The organism is Acinetobacter sp. 1566109, assembly GCF_000582255.1.
GTDB lineage: Bacteria > Pseudomonadota > Gammaproteobacteria > Pseudomonadales > Moraxellaceae > Acinetobacter > Acinetobacter nosocomialis.
The window spans coordinates 49189-69379 of the sequence record NZ_JEYB01000020.1; the positions used below are offsets into that span (position 1 = coordinate 49189).

The following is a 20191-nucleotide window of genomic DNA, read 5'->3' on the forward strand; positions in this document are numbered from 1 at the left end:
ACATTCTTTATTGTTTTAATCATTATTTTTCATTTGTTTTAAAAGTATCGGTATAAAGTAGTGCCCAAATGCATTTTGGGTTAGGCTGTGTGTTCTTTCTTTTTGACATGGTCCGATAAAATGTTAAAAATTTATGGTATTAAAAACTGTAATTCAATGAAAAAAGCATTTGATGCCTTACAAGCAAAAGGTTTGAGTTACGAATTTCACGATTATAAAAAACAAGGAATTGATGCCGATACCTTGAAAATCTGGTTAAAAGAAATTGGACAAGATACCGTTCTCAACAAGAAAGGTACTACGTGGAAAAAACTATCTGAAGATGAACAAACTCGTGCTTTAAGTAGCGAAGATCATCTTATTGAAGCGCTAATTGCTCAGCCAAGCTTAATCAAGCGTCCAGTTCTACAGACCTCTAAAGGTTTTCTGGTCGGTTTTGATGAAACTGCCTATCAAAACTTAAATGAATAAAAAAACGAGCCAAATGGCTCGTTTTTTTATTCACAGATTTAGTTGGCACGAATCCACGTTTGGTTACGGCCCAATGCTGAAACACCAATATAGCCGCGTAATTTAAGCTTTTTACCACCCTCAGCCAACTCACCTTTTAATTTGTAAGTTTTGCCAGATTTAGGGTCTAAAATTGTACCGTTTTCATAACTGGTACCACCTACATTTTTTAGATTATGTACAATGGTCACACCTTTAAGCGGTTTGTTTTTATACGGACCTTCACATTTTGTACAAGAGTTTTCTTCACCTGGTGTCAAAATGCTTTGAATGGTTGCAGTTAAGGTTCCATCCTTCTGTTCCGTAAACTTTACTACGGCTTTGGGCTTATTGGTTTGGTCATCAATCGTTTTCCATACCGTTCCGTTTAGTGGGTCAGCCGCATTGGCAAATGCAGCCATACCAACAAGTCCTAAAGCTAAAGCAATCTTTTTCATTTTTGTAATATCCTTGGGTCTTTCAAGACTTCAGTATTCAAAACTCGCAACGATATTGCAATTTTTGAATGTGACTGTTTCGTGTAACCTTGTAACCTTGAAAAATAAAATTTATAGGGAAACAAGTTATTAACATAAGCGGATACTATATGAATATACCAAACGTTTTAAAATATTATTTAACAGAAACATTTCTTAAAACAGCAATTCGCAAACCAAGTCAGTTGAATTTACCTCCAACTGCTTTACGCCCTATGCTTGAACAACTTTGCCGAGCATTTCCAAAACAAAAAAATGTAACTGTTCGTCCGATTCGGCTTGCTGGTGTAAAAGGTGAGGAAATTAAAGCTCAGGATTCAGCAACCCAGCTTATTTTTCATATTCACGGCGGCGCTTTTTTTCTGGGTAGTGTAAAAACCCATCATGCATTTATGACGGATTTAGCTGCCCGCACCCAAATGCAAATCATTCATGTGGACTATCCACTTGCTCCGGAACATCCATATCCTGAAGCGATTGAAGCATTATATGACGTATATCAATCATTATTAGTTCAAGGTATTCAGCCCAAAGATATTATTTTATCGGGCGATTCATGCGGGGCTAATTTAGCTTTGGCACTTTGCTTGCGTTTAAAAGAACAACCCGAACTCATGCCAAGCGGTCTAATTTTATTGTCACCTTTCTTAGATTTGACCTTAACCAGTGAATCTTTAAGATTTAACCAAAAACATGATGCATTGCTTTCTCTTGAAGCCCTGCAAATAGGTATTCAACATTATATTGGCAACCATATTGCAGCAGATGACCCACGTGTTTCGCCTATTTTTGATAACTTAGAAGGTTTGCCACCGACTTTAGTACAGGTGGGTTCTAAAGAAATTTTATTAGACGATGCAAAACGCTTTAGAGAAAAAGCTGAAGAAGCAGGTGTCAAAGTACATTTTAAACTTTATACAGGCATGTGGCATAACTTCCAGATGTTTAATGCTTGGTTCGACGAAGCAAAACATGCGATGGCAGATATTGCCGAATTTGCTCATGAACTTGATAAAACTTAATTAAAATGAATGAAGTGATGAGCTTGAAATACCTCTCACTTCATCTTATTTATAAAAACTTTAATCTTAAGGTTTAATGAGTGAATCATGGTATGTTTAGGTTATGAATCATTCAAACTCCCCCATTTTAGGATGATCTGAAGAAGAGATATCACTATTTAGGAGTTCCTTTATTATTATGAAAATTCGTTTAATCACTCATCCTATAAATAAAATAAAACAGGTGATTCTCGAATTCATCCATAACAATCATATTATTAATTGGACCCCGTTACAAAAAAGTGCACTGATGCTGACCCTCGCCTGTGCAATGAATTTCAGTTGGATTTTATGGAAAGGCTATATCTTAATAACGCCTAGTGTCTGGCAATGGTCAAATTTACCTTTAGTCGAATCACAGCTCTGGCTCAACTTATTGACCTTATTTTTATTAGCCTTGCTGATTATTCCGTGTTACCGCTATAAAGACCAAGACTGGGCTCAAAAAATTGTTCCTCTTATTAGCGTGCAAGCCTTTATGCTCATGCTGTGTCACGATGGTTATTTAATAGGAAGTATCAGCCCAGCCACAATGGTCGGTTATGTAGGTACGATTGGCGTAGGTTTAGTTTTATTTGAAAGAAAAATTGTTTATAGCGCTTTTATACCAGCAACAATTATTTTAGCCGTGTGTACTTATTTAAGTATGAATGGGGTTATACCCTACGCTCCACTATTTAACTTCACGGCTATCCGACATGCTCAAACCAATCCATTTTGGTTAGGGAGTATGCTGTTTTTTATTATGCCGATTTTAGTGGCGTGCTTTATTTTATTTGAAATTCTACTAACTCAATGGCGCCAAAGAGAAACTTATATTCAACGCTTAAGCCAGATCGACCCATTAACTAATGTATTAAATAGACGCAGTTTAAATGCGCATCTTGAAACACTGCACGAACAACAATTCGATTATGCTTTAGTCCTTCTCGACATAGACCATTTTAAAAAAATTAATGATGTATATGGACATCATCAGGGCGATCAGGTCCTGATTAAAATTGCTCAATGTCTTTCTGAAAATTTACGTAATGAAGACATCATTGGTCGATTTGGTGGAGAAGAATTTATTTTATTACTCCCTCATACCGACATTATTCAAGCGGAAAAAATTGCGGAACGTTGCCGACTTGCCTTACAAGGGTTATCTATTTTCAATAATCAGAATATTCAGATTCATGTGAGTGCAAGCTTTGGAATTAGCAGCTCTGCTTTTGCAAACGATCCCTACTTTGTGATTCGACAGGCCGATGAGGCACTTTATGCGGTAAAAGCTTCAGGGCGTAATCAAGTCCGCACTTTTCAACAAATACCACATATAAAATCAATTTGACTATTTAGCTTTCGATAAGCTTGCAAGCTGTTGCAAAAGCTCTTGCTGACTAAAGGCACCTGTTAAACGCAAAGAACGAATTTCTTGTTGTTGCTTATTTAAAAAGAGATACGTTGGTGGCCCAAGAATATTCCACTGCTTGAGTAGAGCTTCATGTGACTGATCATAATGGCTTAAATCAAGCTTAATGAGATAGTAAGGCGCAAGAGCTGACTGAACTTCTGGTGCTTTTAAAATACGATGTTCAATAGGCTGACAAGCCACACACCAGTCTGCATAGACATCAACGACAATAGCCCGATCAGCAGGCGCTGCTGCTAAAATTTTCTGAAAGTCTGCGGCTGTAGTTGCAACATGCCATTCAGTCATATGGTCAGAACTTTGCAAACTTCGATTTTGAAAATGCTGATACTGGTTATAAGCAACAAATGGTGTTACCAATAAAAGTAGTAAGGCATATAGCCACTGTAACTGCCCTTTTTTCCAAAAGAACTGATACAGCGCATAAATAATAAAAGCCAGCCCTAACAATAAACTAAGCACTTGCATGCCCCAATCTGGCAATAAAGGGCGAATAAAATAAAGACTTAATCCTAACATCAGAAAAGCAAAAATTACTTTAATCTGATGCATCCAGTCACCTGCTTTAGGTAAGAACTTTGCACCTAAAACACTGGCAATGAGTAAAGGAATTCCCATCCCAAAACCTAGACAGAATAAAAGCAAAGCACCTTGCCATTGGTTCTGGGTTTGAGAAATAAATAATAAGGTTCCAGCTAAAGGTGCAGTCATACATGGACCAACCAAGAGCGCAGAAACTACGCCCATGACCCCGGCACCAACCAAAGTACCACCTTGTTGCATAGACTGAATACGATCAAGCCGATTTAACCACGTTTGCGGTAAACGAAGCTCAAACAGTCCAAATAGATTCAGCGCAAAAACTACAAACAGTAAACTAAACGCGATAAGCGTAGCAGGCTGTTGTAACCAGCGTTGGAAATTTAACCCTGCTGAAGAAGCAATTAAACCTAGACCTGCATAAACCAATGCCATACTACACACAAAGGTAAGCGCAATGGTCCAAGCCTTTAAACCCTTATGTTCTCGAATAATCAATGAGGTTAAAATTGGCAACATTGGTAAAGAACATGGCGTAAATGCAAGCAGCATGCCTAAACCTAAAAACAATAAAACACCATACCAAAGTGAGTGTTCAATTAATTTAGCTGACCAAATCTGGTCTTGTGCAATTTGGGGAGCAGCCGCTTCAGCTTTATTTTCTGAACTTGTCGGATCTTCTAAAGGTTCTTGAGATACTGGTTTATTTGCCAAATCTAATAAGCGTTTCTGTGCTGTTCCTGCTTGATTTTGTACACCAACCAGACCATCTGCATCGGTTTGAAACTCAATAGTTTGTGGTGGATAACAAATACGGTCTTTGGCACAGCCTTGCCAAGTTACAGTGTAGTGCTCTGAAGGTTTAGTCTTAATCTGGAAGTTGACTTGATGGTAATAAACCTGACTTTGCCCATAGTTCTCATCATATTGAGAAACGGCTTTAGGCAAATTTAAAGCTAAAGGTTGATTACCCTGCTGGACAGTAAATTTATGCTGATACAAATAATAATTTGGCTGAATCTGCCACGATAACTTTGCGGTATGCGATTGTGGCGATTCAACCGAAAATGAAAAAGCCTGTTCGGGTGAAAGTAGCTTATCTTCTGCAAAAACAAACTGGCTCAATACAAAACTAGCAGCTGCTAGAAAATAAATAATTCCCTGAGAAATAAGCTTTTTCATTAACATCAATTCAAGTTGGTTTTATCAAAATAAGAATGCCATGCCCAAGCCACCATGGTAGCCTTTATCTTGACCCTCTAAATCGACACCTACACTTGCATCAAGTTGAGTACGTTTATTAACTGCATACACTAAGCCTGTACCTAAACCATATTGGTAGTCTTGGCTTTCAGCTTTACGGTAAACAAATTCAGAATAGCCAGAAAGTTTGCCAGCAATTTTATAATTGATTGTTGGAATGGCTGTTACAGCCCAGTTGCTGTTTTGCACTTCGTAACGCATCGTAATTGCAGTATTGATTAAATCATTATACTGATAAGCCACTGCTGAACTTAAACTATAAATATCGTCATGTTCAGTAAACTCATCATTACCCGTTGCAATAAGCGCTTGAGCCAAGACAGCCATTGTTAAATTTTCATCATTTAAATCAATCGCTTTTTTTAAGCCGATGCTTACATCACCTAAACCAGAGGTATCTGTCTTTTTACCAGCGCGCTTGGTTTGAGTCCAACCTGGACCTTGCCAACCCAATTGTAATTCTAAGTCTTTCGCCAAACCTGTACGGAATAACATATCGCCATGTACAGTTACGGTTTTTTCTTTCACGCCATCAACAGTTGCTTCTGTATAAGTTGCACTTGGCAAACCTTGTTCCCAAGCTAACTGCCCCACTGGAGTGATACCTGTCCCGAAGCCCGAACCTGGACGGTCAAACGAGAACTCTGCGGCAAAACTACTTCCTGCGGCAACAGTGGTCAGAGCAAAAGTTAAAATTTGAAATGTTCTCATTCTATATTCCAATCAAGTAGTTAGTTCTTTTGACATTTTTGCTCCATGATGGCGCAATAACTCTAGTGTTTCACGCTCTTCTTGAAGCGCTTCTGACCAATCTATTTCATCAAAATCACAATCAAAGAACAACTGACTGATTGAAGATAAAATGGTGAGTCCTTCTTCATCACGTGTGTTTGGATCAACTTTTTCATCAAGTAAACGTTGAACCGCTGGTGCGCATGCCGAACTTGCTGCATCCCATAGTGGACCATAAAATTCTTCTGCATCCCAAAGATGAACATTTGCCTTTGCCTGAATTAAGGCTTCAAGGATATCGAGATAAACTTGTAATGCTTGATCTTTTTCTTCTTTTGATAAGGGAGTGCCTGCTTCATACGCTTCCGAAACATCTTCCCACCATTTAAAAATTCCATCACAAATAATTGATACAGGTGGCCCTTGTTCCGGATCAATGAAATTCGGATCAAGCCCCTCAGCAAGTAATTTTTGTACTTGCGTAAGTTCTAATTCTTCTATGGCTTTAATTAAAGCCTGCTGCTGGGTGGTTAACATGACCATCTCTCAAAAATATATTAGGGCTATTATGCCTAATCTCTGATGAAGATTTTAGAGGTCAATGCTATTGCATTGCAAACCAAAAGTTGTGAAGAGTTTTTATCCGTCTTTTTTATTTTTCATAAAAAAAGCCCCGAAGGGCTTTTTAGCAATTTTTAAACTTCATCATCAATGAATTCTGGCTGACCACCTCTCGGGTGTTCCTTTTTCTCAAAAGTATGTTCAAGGCTACGTTTTAGTTTTTCAATCGCACCGTGAATTGAGGCATCAATATTTCCTGCTTTATGGTGCACTGCCACTGGTTTCAAGCCAGCAGGACGTGCTTCGATCATACAGTGGATATCTTTATCGCCACCTTTGTCCCCATTTTCATCACTAAAATGAACCGAGAAATGTGTAATACGTTCGCTATGACGTTGGAATTCTTGAGTAAGTTCTGCACGTACATAAGTAATTAAACGTTCACTATTATGGATGTTTTTATCTGTGCGGATTTCAATATTCATAAATACCATCCTCTCTTTCTTACTGTGGATCTTTTCTATGCAAAACTTTTTTATGTTGGCATGTTTTAAGCATGCATGAACTGACTTTAATTGTACATTTTGATGGTGTAATGGTTTGTTATCTCCTGACTTAAACGTACTGCTTTTAATTTATTTTGAAGATCTTCATACCTTCAATATCAGTCCATCTATAAAAATATGCAAGCTGATTTTTTAAATTTTTATGAAAAATTGAACAAACGGAGAGCAATTGTGACCGAATCTTATCTATCTGGAGCAGAACTCATTGAGCAGATTCAAAAGTCTCCTTATTCACGTGATTTAATCGGTTATCACGGACAGCCTCCAGAGGTGAAATGGCCCAACAATGCTAAGATTGCCGTGCAATTTGTGTTGAATTATGAAGAAGGTGGCGAAAAGCATATTGAACACGGCGACGCAGGTTCGGAGCATTTTTTATCAGAAATTATCGGTGCTGCAAGCTATCCAGCTAAGCATATGTCGATGGACTCTATGTACGAATATGGTTCACGTGCTGGTTTTTGGCGCATCCATAGTGAGTTCCAACGGCGCAAGCTTCCAATGACTATCTTCGGCGTTGCCATGGCGCTGGCCCGTAACCCTTATATTGTCGAAGCAATTAAAGAAGCTGATTATGATGTCGTTTCTCATGGCTACCGCTGGCTTCACTATCAAGATACCGACATTGAAGTCGAAAAACAGCACATGGAACAAGCCTTATCAGTTTTAGAAAACTTGTTTGGAAATAAGACTATAGGTTGGTATACTGGACGTGATAGTCCTAATACCCGTCATTTACTCGCAGAGTTTCCACAAATACAATACGACTCTGATTATTATGGTGATGACCTGCCTTTTTGGACCACACTGACCGATACGGCTGGTGCATCACGTCCTCATCTCATTATTCCTTATACGCTCGAATGTAACGACATGAAATTCTGCTCACCGGGCGGATTTAATAGCTCAGAGCAGTTTTTCCAATATTTAAAAGATAGTTTTGATGTGCTGTATGCAGAAGGAGAAACTGCACCAAAAATGATGTCTATTGGAATGCACTGCCGTATTTTAGGGCGTCCGGGTCGCTTTAAAGCCTTACAAAGATTCCTCGACTATATTCAAATGCACGATCGTGTCTGGGTGTGTCGTCGTCAGGATATTGCAAAATATTGGTTTAAAAATCACATAACTCGTTAGTTGGTTATTAATTTTCCAAATTCATTAGAGAAAGATTAACCACTCTTGGCACTGTTATTGCTAAAACTCTATATCATGATAACGAGTTTAGGAATAACAGTGTTTTTAGCCGAGTTTAATCAAGCCCCATCCGAGCAACTCAAGACTCTGTTAAACAACTGCGTCCATATTCCTGCTTGGGCCGAAAAAATTATTTCAGAACGTCCCTACTCTTCAACATCAGTTCTTTTAGGGTATGCAGAACAATTAAGCCACACATGGTCATGGCAAGAAATTCAGGCCGCTTTAGCAACCCATCCAAAAATTGGGGAACGACAGGCAAAAAAACAACTCAATGCAAAAGAGCAAGATTTTTCAGTTAAAGAACAAGCTGGTATCTCGTTGGATGAGCAAACACAACAAGCTCTGCTGCAAGGTAATCTTGAGTATGAACAGAAGTTTGGTTTTATTTTTTTAATTAAAGCAGCCGGCCTCAGTAGCGAAGATATTTTAAAAAAACTCCATCAACGTCTTCAAAACAACTTAGCTATAGAAAAAGTCATTGTACATGAGCAACTCGCAGCAATTGCTCTATTACGTCTATCACAGGAAGTACAAACATGATCAGCACTCATATTTTAGATACGAATTTAGGTAAACCGGCTGCACAGGTCGAAGTGAAATTGTTTCATGCAGCAACTCACGAACTAATTGCGACCGCAACCACTAATCAAGATGGGCGAGTGAGTGATTTTGAAATAAACGACTTGAGTGAAGGTGCTTATCAACTTGAATTTGAAGTTGCCCCTTATTTTGCCTCGCAAGAAGTCAAAACTTTTTTCCCGCGTGTTTGTATTCAATTTTTTATAGAAGACATCAATCAGCATTATCACATTCCATTACTAATCAGCCCCTTCGCCTACTCCACTTATCGCGGCAGCTAATTCAAATATAAATAGGAGAAAAATATGAATCATCGACAAAAGAATGCGATTTCTCCAGAGCATGAGTATTTAGGAATTTCGAAAAGTTTTGCTTATGGCTTACAGCATGTACTCACCATGTATGGCGGCATTGTAGCACCGCCACTTATTATTGGAATGGCAGCTGGTTTAAGCTCGGCACAAGTCGGAATGCTCATTGCAGCAGCGCTATTTGTAGGCGGATTGGCAACTCTCATACAAACCATGGGAACAAAATATCTAGGCGCAAAACTACCTTTAGTTCAGGGGGTGTCTTTTGCAGGTGTGGCGACCATGGTTGCCATTATCACCACAGGCGGTGGTCTACCTGCAGTTTACGGGGCAGTCATTGTAGCCTCTCTAGTTGGGCTTTGCCTTGCGCCCTACTTTTCAAAAATCATTCGTTTTTTCCCACCTGTTGTAACCGGATGCGTCATCACGATTATTGGGCTATCTCTATTACCTGTTGCAATTCGTTGGATGATGGGTGGTAACGAGAAAGCACCCAACTGGGGAAGTGTAGAAAATATTTCTTTGGCACTACTGACCTTAGGTATTGTGATTATTCTGAATATGCTACCTCAAGCCGGTATTCGTCGCTTATCCATATTATTGGCGATCATGGCTGGTAGTATATTGGCCTACTTCATGGGTTTTGGTGATTTTAGTCACGTGAGCTCAGGTGCATGGCTGCAATTCCCTCATCTATTTGCATTTGGTTTACCGACTTTTGAGCTCAGTGCGATCTTATCGATGCTGATTGTTACCTTAGTAATTATGACAGAAACCACTGCTGACATTATTGCGGTCGGAGACATTGTAGGAACTGAAGTCGATTCAAAACGCATCGCCAACGGTGTACGTGCAGATATGTTTTCAAGCGCTATTGCACCTATTTTTGGTTCATTCATGCAAAGTGCTTTTGCCCAAAATGTTGGACTGGTGGCAATTACAGGTATCAAAAGCCGCTTTGTCGTGGCAGCAGGCGGTGTCATTCTCATCATTTTAGGTCTATTACCTGTTATGGGTCGCCTTATTGCAGCAATTCCTATGCCTGTACTTGGTGGTGCAGGTCTGGTCTTGTTTGGATCAGTTGCAGCGAGCGGAATCCGTACTTTGGCAAAAATTAATTATAACGATCAGAAAAATTTGATTATTGTCGCGACTGCTTTATCAGCAGGGATGATTCCTATTATTAACCATGAATTCTATGCTCACTTTCCAGTTTGGGTACAAACTTTGTTCCATTCGGGTATTAGTTCAACTTGTATCTTTGCTATCTTATTGAATTTGTTATTTAATCATTTACCTTCATTTCGTAGCTCATCTGCCCCTCAATTGAGCCAAACCATAAATACACGAAATACACATTAATGAATTCGTTTTTAGCGCCCCACTTCGGTGGGCTTTTTTTTAACCGTTGATCAAATTTGGCTTCATTTTTGCTTAAGACCCTGTATCCTTAGCGTGCTTTATTTGGGGGGAGATCATTTAAATGCAATTAAAGCAACTTGCGGCTACTTGTGCCTTGTTATCTGCAACAGCCATGGTTCAGGCAAAACCAATTTGGCAAGATTTTAGCGTGACTGGTCTTTATGGTGAAAACTATGAAGTTGTAGACGCAAAAGAAACCACCATCACTTTGGAATATGCAGCAAAAGTTAAATATGCTGATGTGTTCTTCTTCATGGACCGTATGCGCGGTGAAGATGATCATAAAAGTACATATTTTGAGTTATCACCACGTTTAAGCTTAGGTGAAATATCTGGCAAAAAATTGGCTTATGGCCCAATTAAAGATGTGCTCATTAGTACCACTTGGGAAAGTAATAGCGAAAACGGCAACAATTTCGATAACTTCTTATATGGTTTTGCTGTTGATTTAGATATTCCATATTTTAAATATGCGAATTTAAACTTCTACCGTGCAAACAACGAGAAAACTGATGACGATTATCAAATGACATTCGTCTATGGAATTCCATTTAATATTGCATCTGAAGAATTTTTGGTTGATGGTTTCCTAGATTGGTCAACTGCTGAAGGTGACCATGCCAGTGAGCTGAACTGGACAACTCAATGGAAATGGAATGTAGGTAAACACATTTCTCCTGACACACGCCTGTACCTTGGTATTGAGCACTCTGTGTGGAATAATAAATTTGGTCTACAAGGCCGAGACGAAAATAACGTCAGTGCTTTGGTTAAATACCACTTCTAAAATTTTTTATTTAGAATCATAAAACAGCAAGGAAAAATTCCTTGCTGTTTTTGTTTTAGTCGAGTGGATTACCGACAATATTACTAATAATACCCTGTATAATATGTCCGCCTTGTTCACGGCGTAATTCTGCATACCAAGCTTGGGTAACAGTTTCATCTTTCATATGGGTTACATCACAACGTTTGCGTGCACGAAGCACCAATTCATTGGCACGTTCATTACGTTTGTTTTGATAGCGGCGTAAAGCATCTTCTAGTCCCAAAGTATTAATTTGCAAAGAGCGCGCTAAATAAATCGCATCTTCCATGGCTTGGCAGCCACCTTGCCCAATATCAGGTGTGGTGCTATGAGCGGCATCACCTAAAATCACCACGCGACCTTTATAAAATTGGGTAAACGGTTCAATATCATGTATTTCTACCCGATTGGTCTTTTGCGGGTCTAAGCGTTCAATGAGCTGCTGTACAGGCTGGCACCAATCAGCAAAATATTGTTTTAAAAGTTTTTTATATTCATCCCGATTATTCTCTAAGCCTGCTGGCAAAGGTACATCTAAAAAGAAATAAAAACGTCCATCCGCAACTGGCATCAGAGATGCACGTTTACCCTCTCCTACATAAGTCGTCCATTGCTGAGCTGGCGCTAAATCTTCGGATATTTCAACCAGACCATTCCAGTTCACATAACCTGCATAACGGCGCTGTACCTGCTGACCTAAGACATAGGCACGAGTCATTGAATGCGTACCATCAGCCCCAATCAGTAAGTCGGCTTGTGTTGAACTACCATCTGCAAAATGCACTTCGACATAATCAGCTTTATCCTCAAGGCTTACCATTTTTTTGCCTAAATAAATCTGATCTCGACCAAACTCATCCATCAGCATATTTTGTAAATCGGCACGTGCGACTGGATAAGGGCGTTGTCCCACTTCTTCAATTAATGGCCGTAAACTGAATTGTGTCATCACGTCTCCAGTTAAACCATCTACATAGGCCAAGTCATCCATTTGCCCACCAAGTTTGGCGATTTTCTCGGTTAATCCCAGATAATTTAGACATTTCACACCATTCGACCACAGCGAAATTGCAGCGCCGACCGGAAGAATCTTTTCAGTTTGCTCAAAAATACGAACTTGGTGACCAAATTTCTTTAATGCAATGCCTGTGGTTAGACCTCCCATTCCCGCACCAATAATCACCACATTCATAACACGCTCCTATAGATATTCACCTATAGGGTGCTTATGCTAAAAACATGCCATCGTTCAAAATTTATTGAGCTTTTCCACCAAACTGGCATGCACCATGCTTATATATTTAAGTATAGAACTGGTCTCAACACGCTCAGTGTGAGTGCAGTTTTAAATGAAAAATCATGTTTTTAACAAGAAATACGGATACTCCATTATGGCAACATTGCACGCTCCAGCTTTTGAACTTCCTGAGATTTTGAATACTAAAACTAATTTGGCGGATGCCCGAATTGGTGCACAAGTGATTGAGTGTTCAGATGATTTCTTTGCAGAAGCAAAACGTATGCTGCAATTTGAAGCACCTATTTTTGTTGAAGATAAATTCGATGATAACGGCAAAGGGATGGACGGTTGGGAGCCCCGCCGTAAGCGTCATGCAGGCTATGACTGGTGTATTGTGAAGCTAGGAGTGAGTGGAAAAATCAGTGCACTTGATATCGACACCACGTTTTTCACAGGAAATTATCCTGCATCTGCCTCATTGGAAGCATGTTATGCACCAAATGGTGACCTTACAGGGGCAAAATGGCAGAGTATTTTGGAAAATACCGAGCTAGGGCCGAGTCAACATCATATTTTTATGGTCAATAATGATGCAATTTTCACGCATATACGCCTCAATATTTTCCCAGATGGTGGTGTCGCCCGTTTACGCGTTTATGGTGATGTTCATATTCAGGTGTCTGATACAGAGCAAACACTCGATTTATTGGCTCTTGAAAATGGCGGTCGCGTAATTGCCTATAGCGATGCGCATTTTGGACATCCACGTAATTTGATTAACCCCGGTCGTGGTGTCAACATGGGCGACGGCTGGGAAACCAAACGCCGCCGTGCACCCGGTTATGACTGGTGTATTCTTGCGTTGGGTAAAAGCGGAAAAATTGAAAAGCTTGAAATTGATACGGCGCACTTTAAAGGCAATTTCCCTGCCCAAGTATCTATTCAAGCGGTTTACCTTGAAAATGCAACCGATGCACAGTTAATTCCACAAAGTATGTTCTGGTCTTATTTACTTGAAGCTCAACCAATGCAAATGGATCATATTCATGAGTATGTGAATGAGATTTTACAACATGAAAAAATCTCGCATATTCGTATTAACATGATTCCAGACGGTGGTATTAGTCGTGTTCGTTTATGGGGAAAAATTGCGAAGTCATGATCATAAATACTGTTCAAATTCAGCCCTTGACCATTGAGAACTTTCAGCCCTTCGGAGAAGTTATTTGTTGTGATGGGCATGATTTTTTTCATATTAATGATGCCCACACCGAACGCTACCATGCGCTCGTTGAAACTGAAATTGAGGGTGAAGCAAAAGCAGGGATCAGTATTTTCCGTAACATCAAGGCCAGTGTCTTGCCTATGGAAATTTCCATGCTAGAGCGACATCCGAAAGGTTCTCAAGCATTTATTCCATTACAGCAACAAAAGTTTTTAATTATTGTCGCACCCGCTTTAGATGAAAATACTCCCGATATTTCCAAGCTCTGTGCTTTCATCTCGAATGGTAAGCAAAGTATTAATTATCGGGCAGGCACATGGCATCACCCTTTGCTTACCTTTGAGGCACCCAGTGATTTTGTAGTAGTAGATCGGATTGGAGGTGGTGCAAATTGCGATGTTTTTCAATTTCCACAACCTATAAAAATTAGGTTTTAAATAAAGAATAATTTATACAGACTTGTCTGTTTACGTCTAATTATTTAAATACTGCATACTATTGTGTAATTAAAATAAAAAATCCCCGCCTATTGTGCGGGGAGATTTTTTAATTCTTCTTTAAACCGTGATATCAGCTAAGTTACCCTTTTGCTCAAGCCACTGCTTACGGTCTGCTGCACGTTTTTTCGCAAGGAGTTTGTCGAGTAAACCTGCTGTTAAATGTGCATCATCTAGATCAAGCTGAACCAAACGACGAGTGTTTGGATCCATGGTTGTTTCACGTAGTTGAATTGCATTCATCTCGCCCAATCCTTTAAATCGGGTAATTTGCGGATTCTTATTACCTTTAACATTTTTTAAAATGGTTTCAAGCTCTTCATCATCTAGCGCGTAATGAACATCTTTACCAATGTCGATACGGAACAATGGCGGCATTGCTACAAATAAATGACCTTCTTCAACCAATGCTGGAAAGTGTTTAACGAATAAAGCACAAAGCAGAGTCGCAATGTGCAGACCGTCTGAGTCGGCATCGGCCAAAATACAGATTTTGCCATAGCGCAGTTCTGACAAATCATCACTGCCAGGGTCTACACCAATGGCAATCGCAATGTCGTGAACTTCCTGAGAAGCAAGTACTTCATCAGAAGAAACCTCCCATGTATTTAAGATTTTTCCACGAATTGGCATGATAGCCTGAAAGTTCTTGTCGCGCGCCTGTTTGGCACTACCACCAGCCGAATCACCCTCGACAATAAATAACTCACTTTCTTCGCGTGTTTGGCCCACGCAGTCTGCCAATTTACCCGGTAAAGCCGGACCAGAAACAATCTTTTTACGCTCAACTTTTTTCGCAGCTTTTAAACGTCGACCTGCTTTAGAAATTGCCATTTCGGCAAGTTGCATAGCAATTTCAGCATGTTGGTTGAGCCAGAGCGCAAACGCATCCTTAGCAATATTTAAAACAATATTGGCGGCTTCACGACTCGAAAGACGCTCTTTAGTTTGACCAGAAAATTGTGGCTCTTGGAACTTGAGCGATAAAATGTAATTCACGCCATCCCAAACATCTTCAGCCGAAAGTTTAAGATTACGTGGTAATAAATTACGTAACTCACAGAATTCACGTAGCGCTTCGGTCACCCCTGAACGCAAACCGTTCACATGAGTACCACCTTGTGCAGTTGGAATCAGGTTGACATAACTTTCTTGAACCTGTTCGCCACCCTCTACATTCCAGCAAATCGCAAACTCACACGCGGCACGGTCTGCTTGCCCACTGCTTACAAATGCAGGGTTTGGCAAAATTTCACGATCTTGTAATTCATCCATCAAATAATCGACAAGGCCATTTTCAAATTGCCATTCGATTTTTTCATCATTAATTTGATCGATATAAGTAATTTTTAAACCAGCTGCTAAAACAGCTTTGGCTTTTAAATTATGTTTAAGTGCTTTTAAAGCAAATTTTGGACTATCAAAATATTTAGCTTCAGGCCAGAAACGTACCGTAGTTCCTGTCGCACGTTTTGGTGCTTTACCTTCTAACACCGCTAAAGGAGCAACAGGTTCACCTTGCTCAAATGCCATCTGGTATAAATTACCCTGACGCTGAACCTCTACCTCAACACGTGTAGATAAAGCGTTTACAACCGAAATCCCCACACCATGCAAACCACCTGAAAACTGATAGTTATCGGTACTGAATTTACCGCCAGCATGGAGCTTGGTCAGAATGATTTCGATACCACTTTGGCCATATTCAGGGTGAATATCGACTGGCATACCACGGCCGTTATCTTCAACAGATAATGAACCATCTTTATAAACTGTGACACATATTTTGTCGGCATGACCAGCTAATGCTTCATCAACAGCATTATCAATAACTTCTTGGGCTAAATGGTTAGGTCGAGTCGTATCGGTATACATCCCCGGACGACGACGAACAGGGTCTAAACCAGAAAGGACTTCAAGCGATTGAGCCGTATATTGTGTCACGTTGTACGTTTTCCTTATTTGATGGTGTGCGCAAAGAATTCGATCACTAAAGGTAATTTTTCTTCAAAATCTTCCATGGCATGATTGCCATGAGCATCCGTCAAAATCAATGAGGATGGTGTTGCAACACTATAATAGCGTTGTGCTTGACGATAATCCAAAATTTCGTCGCCTTGTTGCAATAAGACGAGTATTTTGTCAGCATTTTCAGGTTGTTTCAGTTCCAGTTGTTCTAACTGTCGTAACTGAACATGATCAATTGACCATTGATCATTCACCTTATAAGGCATGCTTTCAACTTGGAAGAGCTCATCAAACAACTTCCATGGTTGCATAGCAGGGTTAATCAGTACAGCCGGAACATTATATTTCGCGACAAAATATGTCGCAAAAAACCCACCAAGGCTACTGCCGACTAAAGCCACATCTTGTAAAGACTCTATTAGCTCTGAAACTTGCGCTACGACCTGATCTGGAGATCTATTTAAATCTGGCAAATGTACATTTATGTCCAATTCGCTACAATATTGCTTAAGGCTCAGCCCTTTAGTCGAAGAAGAGCTGCTATTAAAGCCATGGAGGTAGATAATATTCATATATTTCCCTCTTAAATTGAGAATAAACTCACATTTTTGTTCTCAGTTTGTATATAAAAACACTATTGTCAGACAAGAAAAACGACTCAACTTACCATTCATCAGTATTTTAAAAACATGTGTTATTTAAACTACTAAGATGGAAACGTTAGCTGCCGTTCATAAAAAGTACAGCTTAAAACGTCGGTTATAACGTAAATGGGGAAAAGATATGCCGAGCTTAACACCGTTACATGAAACTTATTGTAAATGGGATCGTACGCCACCGAGTCAGGCCGACGTACTAGAAGGTTTAGCTCAACTGTTCAGCACCAGCTTAAATGGTGTACATGAATTAATACAAGTCATTAATATTGAAGTGTTAAAAAATGCTTTTGGTATTAGTGCCCAAAATGCGAATAATTTCCAAAAACGCCCTTCTGTGCAAAAGGTATATCAGTTTTCTTATGGTGCCTTACAAAAGTATGGGCGTTATTTTTTAGCACCCGGTTTACGTCGTATTATTGAAAAATTCCCGACCCTTCATGAAAAGCCATTAACACCAAGTCTTCATTTTTTGGTGGGCATTTTAAATGGTATTTTCGGAGACTATTTACTTAAACAACATAGTCCCCTTGCCTTGCCAATGGTGCTATACGACCACTACGGTGCAATCCAACAAGGCGAACTTGCAGGCCGTATCGTAATTTTAGTTCATGGTTTGTGTATGAACCATCTGACTTGGTCAAATGCACACTATGGCGGCATTGGTGAGCGTCTGTTAGCACAGCGTGACCACAACACTATGCTGTATTTAAACTACAACACAGGTCGCCGCATTTCAGCCAATGGCCGCAGTTTTTCAAATTTATTAGAAGATTTGGTACAACGTAATCCAAGAATTACCAGTATTGATATCATTGGTCATAGTATGGGTGGCTTAGTTTCCCGTAGCGCGCTATTTTACGGCAAACAGAATATGTACCAATGGATTCATATGGTCGAGAACCTTGTCTGTATTGGTTCTCCCCACCATGGTGCAGTACTTGAGCGCTTTGGCTTTGCTATACAAGATAAGCTCGGGGCATTCCCATTTGTTGGGTTACTGGGTCAACTGGTTAATATCCGTAGTAATGGTATTTTAGACCTACGCCACGGTAGCGTTCGTGACGATGACTGGGAATATATGGATGCCCGTATTGGCATGATGGATGACAACCGTGCTCCAGCTCCTCTACCTTCCCATATCAATACCTTTTTAGTGGCAGGAACACTCGAGTTTGAAAAGGTACGTAATAAAGCGCTTACCGTGATTGGCGACTATTTGGTGAGTGTGAAAAGTGCACTTGGCGAACATCCAAATCCACGTTTTCAGCTTAAAGTTCCAGACTCACATAAAGCCGTGTTTTATGGTTTAAATCACTTTGAAATTCAGTATCACTCGAGTGTTGCTGAACAGATTACTCGCTGGCTATATCCTCATGTGAATGATTATGTGCAAGACGGTATTCAAACCCATATTATTGATATGCCGAACTATACGCTTGAAGATTTGGAAGGGATTGTAGAGACATAAAAAAAGCCCAACTTTTGTTGGGCTTTTTATAGAGTCTGAAATATTTTAAAAAAGAGTTTTATAACTATTATTTATCTTTAAAAAATAAGTTATCTTTATTATCTAAAACTTCATCAGAATAAAGATAGTATTTTCCTTTCTTAAAGACTACTTTTCCTAACTTTTCACCACTTTGAACTTTAAAGAAATATAGCTCGTTATTTTTCTCTTTCACTTTGCATATATAAGATTTATCAACCTGGAAGCCAGCAATAGAATACTCACACTTTTTTGGTGTGAGTGTTAAAACAGATTCTATCGTCGCAACATTACCACCCGGCAACTCTTCTGAACTATAATAATGATAAGTACCATTCCACTTATCTGTATTTGCAAATGTCTTAGCAGAAAGAGTCAGCAATAATAAAAAACAAGTTTTTTTCATTTGGTTAATTTACAAACAATCAAGTTAAATTATCATAATAAAGATAAAATATTTTATAAATCAACTATTAAAAACCAAAATTTTTAAAATTAATTCTTATCGTTATTATCATATCGAATTAACAAAAGATAGTATAGAATCAATTAAGCTCAAATGTTGAGCTTCTATTTTATTTGATGAATTTGCATAAAACCTTCATTACACTCTAAAGTTGAACCTTTTAAATTCTCACATTTAATTTTATTATCTTTTGTTAATCTAAATTTAAAACCGTCATTAACTTTATAGCCTGGTTTAAATTCTTTTGACATCACCTTCCAAACAGCAGGATTGTTTTGAACATATATAGAATTTATAGTATAAATATTTAAAGAATCATCCACAGTAATTTTCTTTATATAATTTTGATCAAGAAAATTATAATCATACTGACCTTTTTTATTTGGCAAAACACTTGTATCCATTAGTTTAACAACAGCAATTTCTTTTGCTTTTTTATTAAAAATATAAAATTTCTTTATGATATAAAAATCACCTCTTAATACATTTCCCGTATATTCTACGAAACCAATAAAATTATCATCTGAAAAATATGGTGAAATAATATATCGATTCAAACCATATATTTTATTCTGATCCAAATTATATAAATTATTTCCTTTCCTCAAAATAATACTATAAGAATGAGCATTTTCATCACTAGAATTAAAAGAATATTCTTTAGTTAGAATTTCGTAATCTTCATCTATTTTTACAGATTGGCCAAGTTCATTAATACTTTTATATCCTTGAGAAATAATACTATTTGAATCATCATATAAAATAATATTTTTTGCCTGAGTAAGGTTTGGTATTAATAAAGCTAATATTAAAAATAATTTACTTCTAGACATCCAATATACTCAATTTATCAACATAACATTATTAAATTTAAATCAATTATTTATTCAAGCTTATAGTTACGAATTCATATAAAGCAATGTTTTTTAGTTTAAAGTATTCTTAAATTCAGTACCACTTAATTTTTCTAAAAAATACTTGTTAGCAGTTTCCTCATCTACATGATTATGTGCAAGAAGGTATTCAAACTCATAATTGATGAATGGAACTATACACTCAAAGATTTGGAAGGGATTGTAGAGACGTAAAAGAAGCCCAATTTTTGTTAGGCTTCTTTAATTAACTAGCTTTTGTAGAAGAAAGAAAATATTTTTAAATTTCAACCTTCCAAGCTTTATTGGCAATTACTTTTCCATTTTTTATATTT

General features: G+C 38.5%; 21 protein-coding genes. 11 read left to right on the top strand and 10 right to left on the bottom strand.

Features of this window, described 5'->3' with window-relative positions; genetic code table 11:
* Positions 1 to 120: 120 nt before the first annotated feature.
* Positions 121 to 471 carry an arsenate reductase gene (locus tag J582_RS14605; RefSeq protein WP_031983384.1) on the top strand — a complete coding sequence of 117 codons (351 nt, stop codon included), beginning with the start codon at positions 121 to 123 and terminating at the stop codon, positions 469 to 471.
* 38 nt (positions 472 to 509) lie between these two features.
* Here J582_RS14605 and J582_RS14610 read toward each other — a convergent pair whose 3' ends face one another.
* Entirely contained in the window at positions 510 to 947 is a 438-nt protein-coding gene (locus tag J582_RS14610; protein WP_002053814.1) for a DUF2147 domain-containing protein, read from the bottom strand.
* A gap of 149 nt (positions 948 to 1096) precedes the next feature.
* On the opposite strand from J582_RS14610, the gene J582_RS14615 reads away from it, so the two are divergent.
* On the top strand, positions 1097 to 2008 hold the full coding sequence (locus J582_RS14615) for an alpha/beta hydrolase (RefSeq protein ID WP_002053915.1): 912 nt from the start codon (positions 1097 to 1099) through the stop codon (positions 2006 to 2008).
* A gap of 178 nt (positions 2009 to 2186) precedes the next feature.
* Complete coding sequence (locus J582_RS14620) at positions 2187 to 3380, top strand: GGDEF domain-containing protein (protein ID WP_031983385.1); 1194 nt, start codon at positions 2187 to 2189, stop codon at positions 3378 to 3380.
* On the opposite strand, the gene dsbD is transcribed toward J582_RS14620, so the two are convergent.
* From dsbD to J582_RS14640, 4 genes are all read right to left on the bottom strand, one after another.
* Positions 3381 to 5189, bottom strand: coding sequence for a protein-disulfide reductase DsbD (dsbD, locus tag J582_RS14625; protein WP_032048151.1), 1809 nt, complete (start codon positions 5187 to 5189; stop codon positions 3381 to 3383).
* An 18-nt stretch (positions 5190 to 5207) separates the two neighbouring features.
* The gene (locus J582_RS14630) at positions 5208 to 5975 is read right to left on the bottom strand and encodes a transporter (protein WP_002053755.1); all 768 of its coding nucleotides are present in this window, start codon (positions 5973 to 5975) and stop codon (positions 5208 to 5210) included.
* 12 nt (positions 5976 to 5987) lie between these two features.
* Positions 5988 to 6533, bottom strand: a complete 546-nt coding sequence (locus J582_RS14635; protein WP_004711466.1) for an ankyrin repeat domain-containing protein — start codon at positions 6531 to 6533, stop codon at positions 5988 to 5990.
* Between the two features lie 158 nt (positions 6534 to 6691).
* A complete protein-coding gene (locus J582_RS14640) occupies positions 6692 to 7042 on the bottom strand; it encodes an HPF/RaiA family ribosome-associated protein (RefSeq protein ID WP_002053923.1) in 351 nt (116 codons plus the stop codon).
* Between the two features lie 252 nt (positions 7043 to 7294).
* Here J582_RS14640 and puuE point away from each other — a divergent pair, with 252 nt between their 5' ends.
* From puuE to J582_RS14665, 5 genes are all read left to right on the top strand, one after another.
* Positions 7295 to 8260, top strand: a complete 966-nt coding sequence (gene puuE, locus J582_RS14645; protein WP_031983388.1) for an allantoinase PuuE — start codon at positions 7295 to 7297, stop codon at positions 8258 to 8260.
* Positions 8261 to 8359: 99 nt separating this feature from the next.
* Complete coding sequence (gene uraD, locus J582_RS14650) at positions 8360 to 8863, top strand: 2-oxo-4-hydroxy-4-carboxy-5-ureidoimidazoline decarboxylase (RefSeq protein ID WP_006582453.1); 504 nt, start codon at positions 8360 to 8362, stop codon at positions 8861 to 8863.
* Positions 8860 to 9183, top strand: coding sequence for a hydroxyisourate hydrolase (gene uraH / locus J582_RS14655; protein ID WP_031983391.1), 324 nt, complete (start codon positions 8860 to 8862; stop codon positions 9181 to 9183). The genes uraD and uraH overlap by 4 nt, the downstream gene beginning before the upstream one ends.
* Before the next feature lie 24 nt (positions 9184 to 9207).
* Complete coding sequence (locus J582_RS14660; RefSeq protein WP_004711456.1) at positions 9208 to 10575, top strand: nucleobase:cation symporter-2 family protein; 1368 nt, start codon at positions 9208 to 9210, stop codon at positions 10573 to 10575.
* A gap of 121 nt (positions 10576 to 10696) precedes the next feature.
* Complete coding sequence (locus J582_RS14665; RefSeq protein ID WP_002053945.1) at positions 10697 to 11422, top strand: outer membrane protein OmpK; 726 nt, start codon at positions 10697 to 10699, stop codon at positions 11420 to 11422.
* 55 nt (positions 11423 to 11477) lie between these two features.
* Here the strand turns inward: J582_RS14665 and hpxO are convergent, their stop codons facing one another.
* Complete coding sequence (gene hpxO, locus J582_RS14670; protein ID WP_031983392.1) at positions 11478 to 12635, bottom strand: FAD-dependent urate hydroxylase HpxO; 1158 nt, start codon at positions 12633 to 12635, stop codon at positions 11478 to 11480.
* A 199-nt stretch (positions 12636 to 12834) separates the two neighbouring features.
* Here hpxO and alc point away from each other — a divergent pair, with 199 nt between their 5' ends.
* Positions 12835 to 13845: an allantoicase gene (gene alc / locus J582_RS14675; RefSeq protein WP_032048152.1), complete on the top strand. Its 1011-nt coding sequence runs from the start codon at positions 12835 to 12837 to the stop codon at positions 13843 to 13845.
* The gene (locus J582_RS14680; protein WP_031983394.1) at positions 13842 to 14345 is read left to right on the top strand and encodes an ureidoglycolate lyase; all 504 of its coding nucleotides are present in this window, start codon (positions 13842 to 13844) and stop codon (positions 14343 to 14345) included. The genes alc and J582_RS14680 overlap by 4 nt, the downstream gene beginning before the upstream one ends.
* A gap of 120 nt (positions 14346 to 14465) precedes the next feature.
* Here J582_RS14680 and parE read toward each other — a convergent pair whose 3' ends face one another.
* Together parE and J582_RS14690 are read right to left on the bottom strand one after the other, a co-directional pair.
* A complete protein-coding gene (gene parE / locus J582_RS14685; protein WP_031983396.1) occupies positions 14466 to 16349 on the bottom strand; it encodes a DNA topoisomerase IV subunit B in 1884 nt (627 codons plus the stop codon).
* Between the two features lie 14 nt (positions 16350 to 16363).
* Positions 16364 to 16945 (bottom strand): YqiA/YcfP family alpha/beta fold hydrolase, encoded by a 582-nt coding sequence (locus J582_RS14690; RefSeq protein WP_031983398.1) that lies wholly within the window; start codon positions 16943 to 16945, stop codon positions 16364 to 16366.
* Positions 16946 to 17156: 211 nt separating this feature from the next.
* On the opposite strand from J582_RS14690, the gene J582_RS14695 reads away from it, so the two are divergent.
* Positions 17157 to 18500 carry an alpha/beta fold hydrolase gene (locus J582_RS14695; protein ID WP_002054038.1) on the top strand — a complete coding sequence of 448 codons (1344 nt, stop codon included), beginning with the start codon at positions 17157 to 17159 and terminating at the stop codon, positions 18498 to 18500.
* Positions 18501 to 18567: 67 nt separating this feature from the next.
* Here the strand turns inward: J582_RS14695 and J582_RS14700 are convergent, their stop codons facing one another.
* Complete coding sequence (locus J582_RS14700) at positions 18568 to 18924, bottom strand: DUF5991 domain-containing protein (RefSeq protein WP_031983400.1); 357 nt, start codon at positions 18922 to 18924, stop codon at positions 18568 to 18570.
* A 164-nt stretch (positions 18925 to 19088) separates the two neighbouring features.
* Positions 19089 to 19817 carry an RND transporter gene (locus tag J582_RS14705; RefSeq protein ID WP_031983401.1) on the bottom strand — a complete coding sequence of 243 codons (729 nt, stop codon included), beginning with the start codon at positions 19815 to 19817 and terminating at the stop codon, positions 19089 to 19091.
* Positions 19818 to 20191 lie beyond the last annotated feature (374 nt).

Bases quoted from the DNA above. Each gene is read 5' to 3' on its own strand.
- J582_RS14605 (WP_031983384.1), top strand. From the start codon at position 121: ATGTTAAAAATTTATGGTATTAAAAACTGTAATTCAATGAAAAAAGCA.
- J582_RS14610 (WP_002053814.1), bottom strand. From the start codon at position 947: ATGAAAAAGATTGCTTTAGCTTTAGGACTTGTTGGTATGGCTGCATTT.
- J582_RS14615 (WP_002053915.1), top strand. From the start codon at position 1,097: ATGAATATACCAAACGTTTTAAAATATTATTTAACAGAAACATTTCTT.
- J582_RS14620 (WP_031983385.1), top strand. From the start codon at position 2,187: ATGAAAATTCGTTTAATCACTCATCCTATAAATAAAATAAAACAGGTG.
- dsbD (WP_032048151.1), bottom strand. From the start codon at position 5,189: ATGTTAATGAAAAAGCTTATTTCTCAGGGAATTATTTATTTTCTAGCA.
- J582_RS14630 (WP_002053755.1), bottom strand. From the start codon at position 5,975: ATGAGAACATTTCAAATTTTAACTTTTGCTCTGACCACTGTTGCCGCA.
- J582_RS14635 (WP_004711466.1), bottom strand. From the start codon at position 6,533: ATGTTAACCACCCAGCAGCAGGCTTTAATTAAAGCCATAGAAGAATTA.
- J582_RS14640 (WP_002053923.1), bottom strand. From the start codon at position 7,042: ATGAATATTGAAATCCGCACAGATAAAAACATCCATAATAGTGAACGT.
- uraH (WP_031983391.1), top strand. From the start codon at position 8,860: ATGATCAGCACTCATATTTTAGATACGAATTTAGGTAAACCGGCTGCA.
- J582_RS14660 (WP_004711456.1), top strand. From the start codon at position 9,208: ATGAATCATCGACAAAAGAATGCGATTTCTCCAGAGCATGAGTATTTA.
- J582_RS14665 (WP_002053945.1), top strand. From the start codon at position 10,697: ATGCAATTAAAGCAACTTGCGGCTACTTGTGCCTTGTTATCTGCAACA.
- hpxO (WP_031983392.1), bottom strand. From the start codon at position 12,635: ATGAATGTGGTGATTATTGGTGCGGGAATGGGAGGTCTAACCACAGGC.
- alc (WP_032048152.1), top strand. From the start codon at position 12,835: ATGGCAACATTGCACGCTCCAGCTTTTGAACTTCCTGAGATTTTGAAT.
- J582_RS14680 (WP_031983394.1), top strand. From the start codon at position 13,842: ATGATCATAAATACTGTTCAAATTCAGCCCTTGACCATTGAGAACTTT.
- J582_RS14690 (WP_031983398.1), bottom strand. From the start codon at position 16,945: ATGAATATTATCTACCTCCATGGCTTTAATAGCAGCTCTTCTTCGACT.
- J582_RS14695 (WP_002054038.1), top strand. From the start codon at position 17,157: ATGCCGAGCTTAACACCGTTACATGAAACTTATTGTAAATGGGATCGT.
- J582_RS14700 (WP_031983400.1), bottom strand. From the start codon at position 18,924: ATGAAAAAAACTTGTTTTTTATTATTGCTGACTCTTTCTGCTAAGACA.
- J582_RS14705 (WP_031983401.1), bottom strand. From the start codon at position 19,817: ATGTCTAGAAGTAAATTATTTTTAATATTAGCTTTATTAATACCAAAC.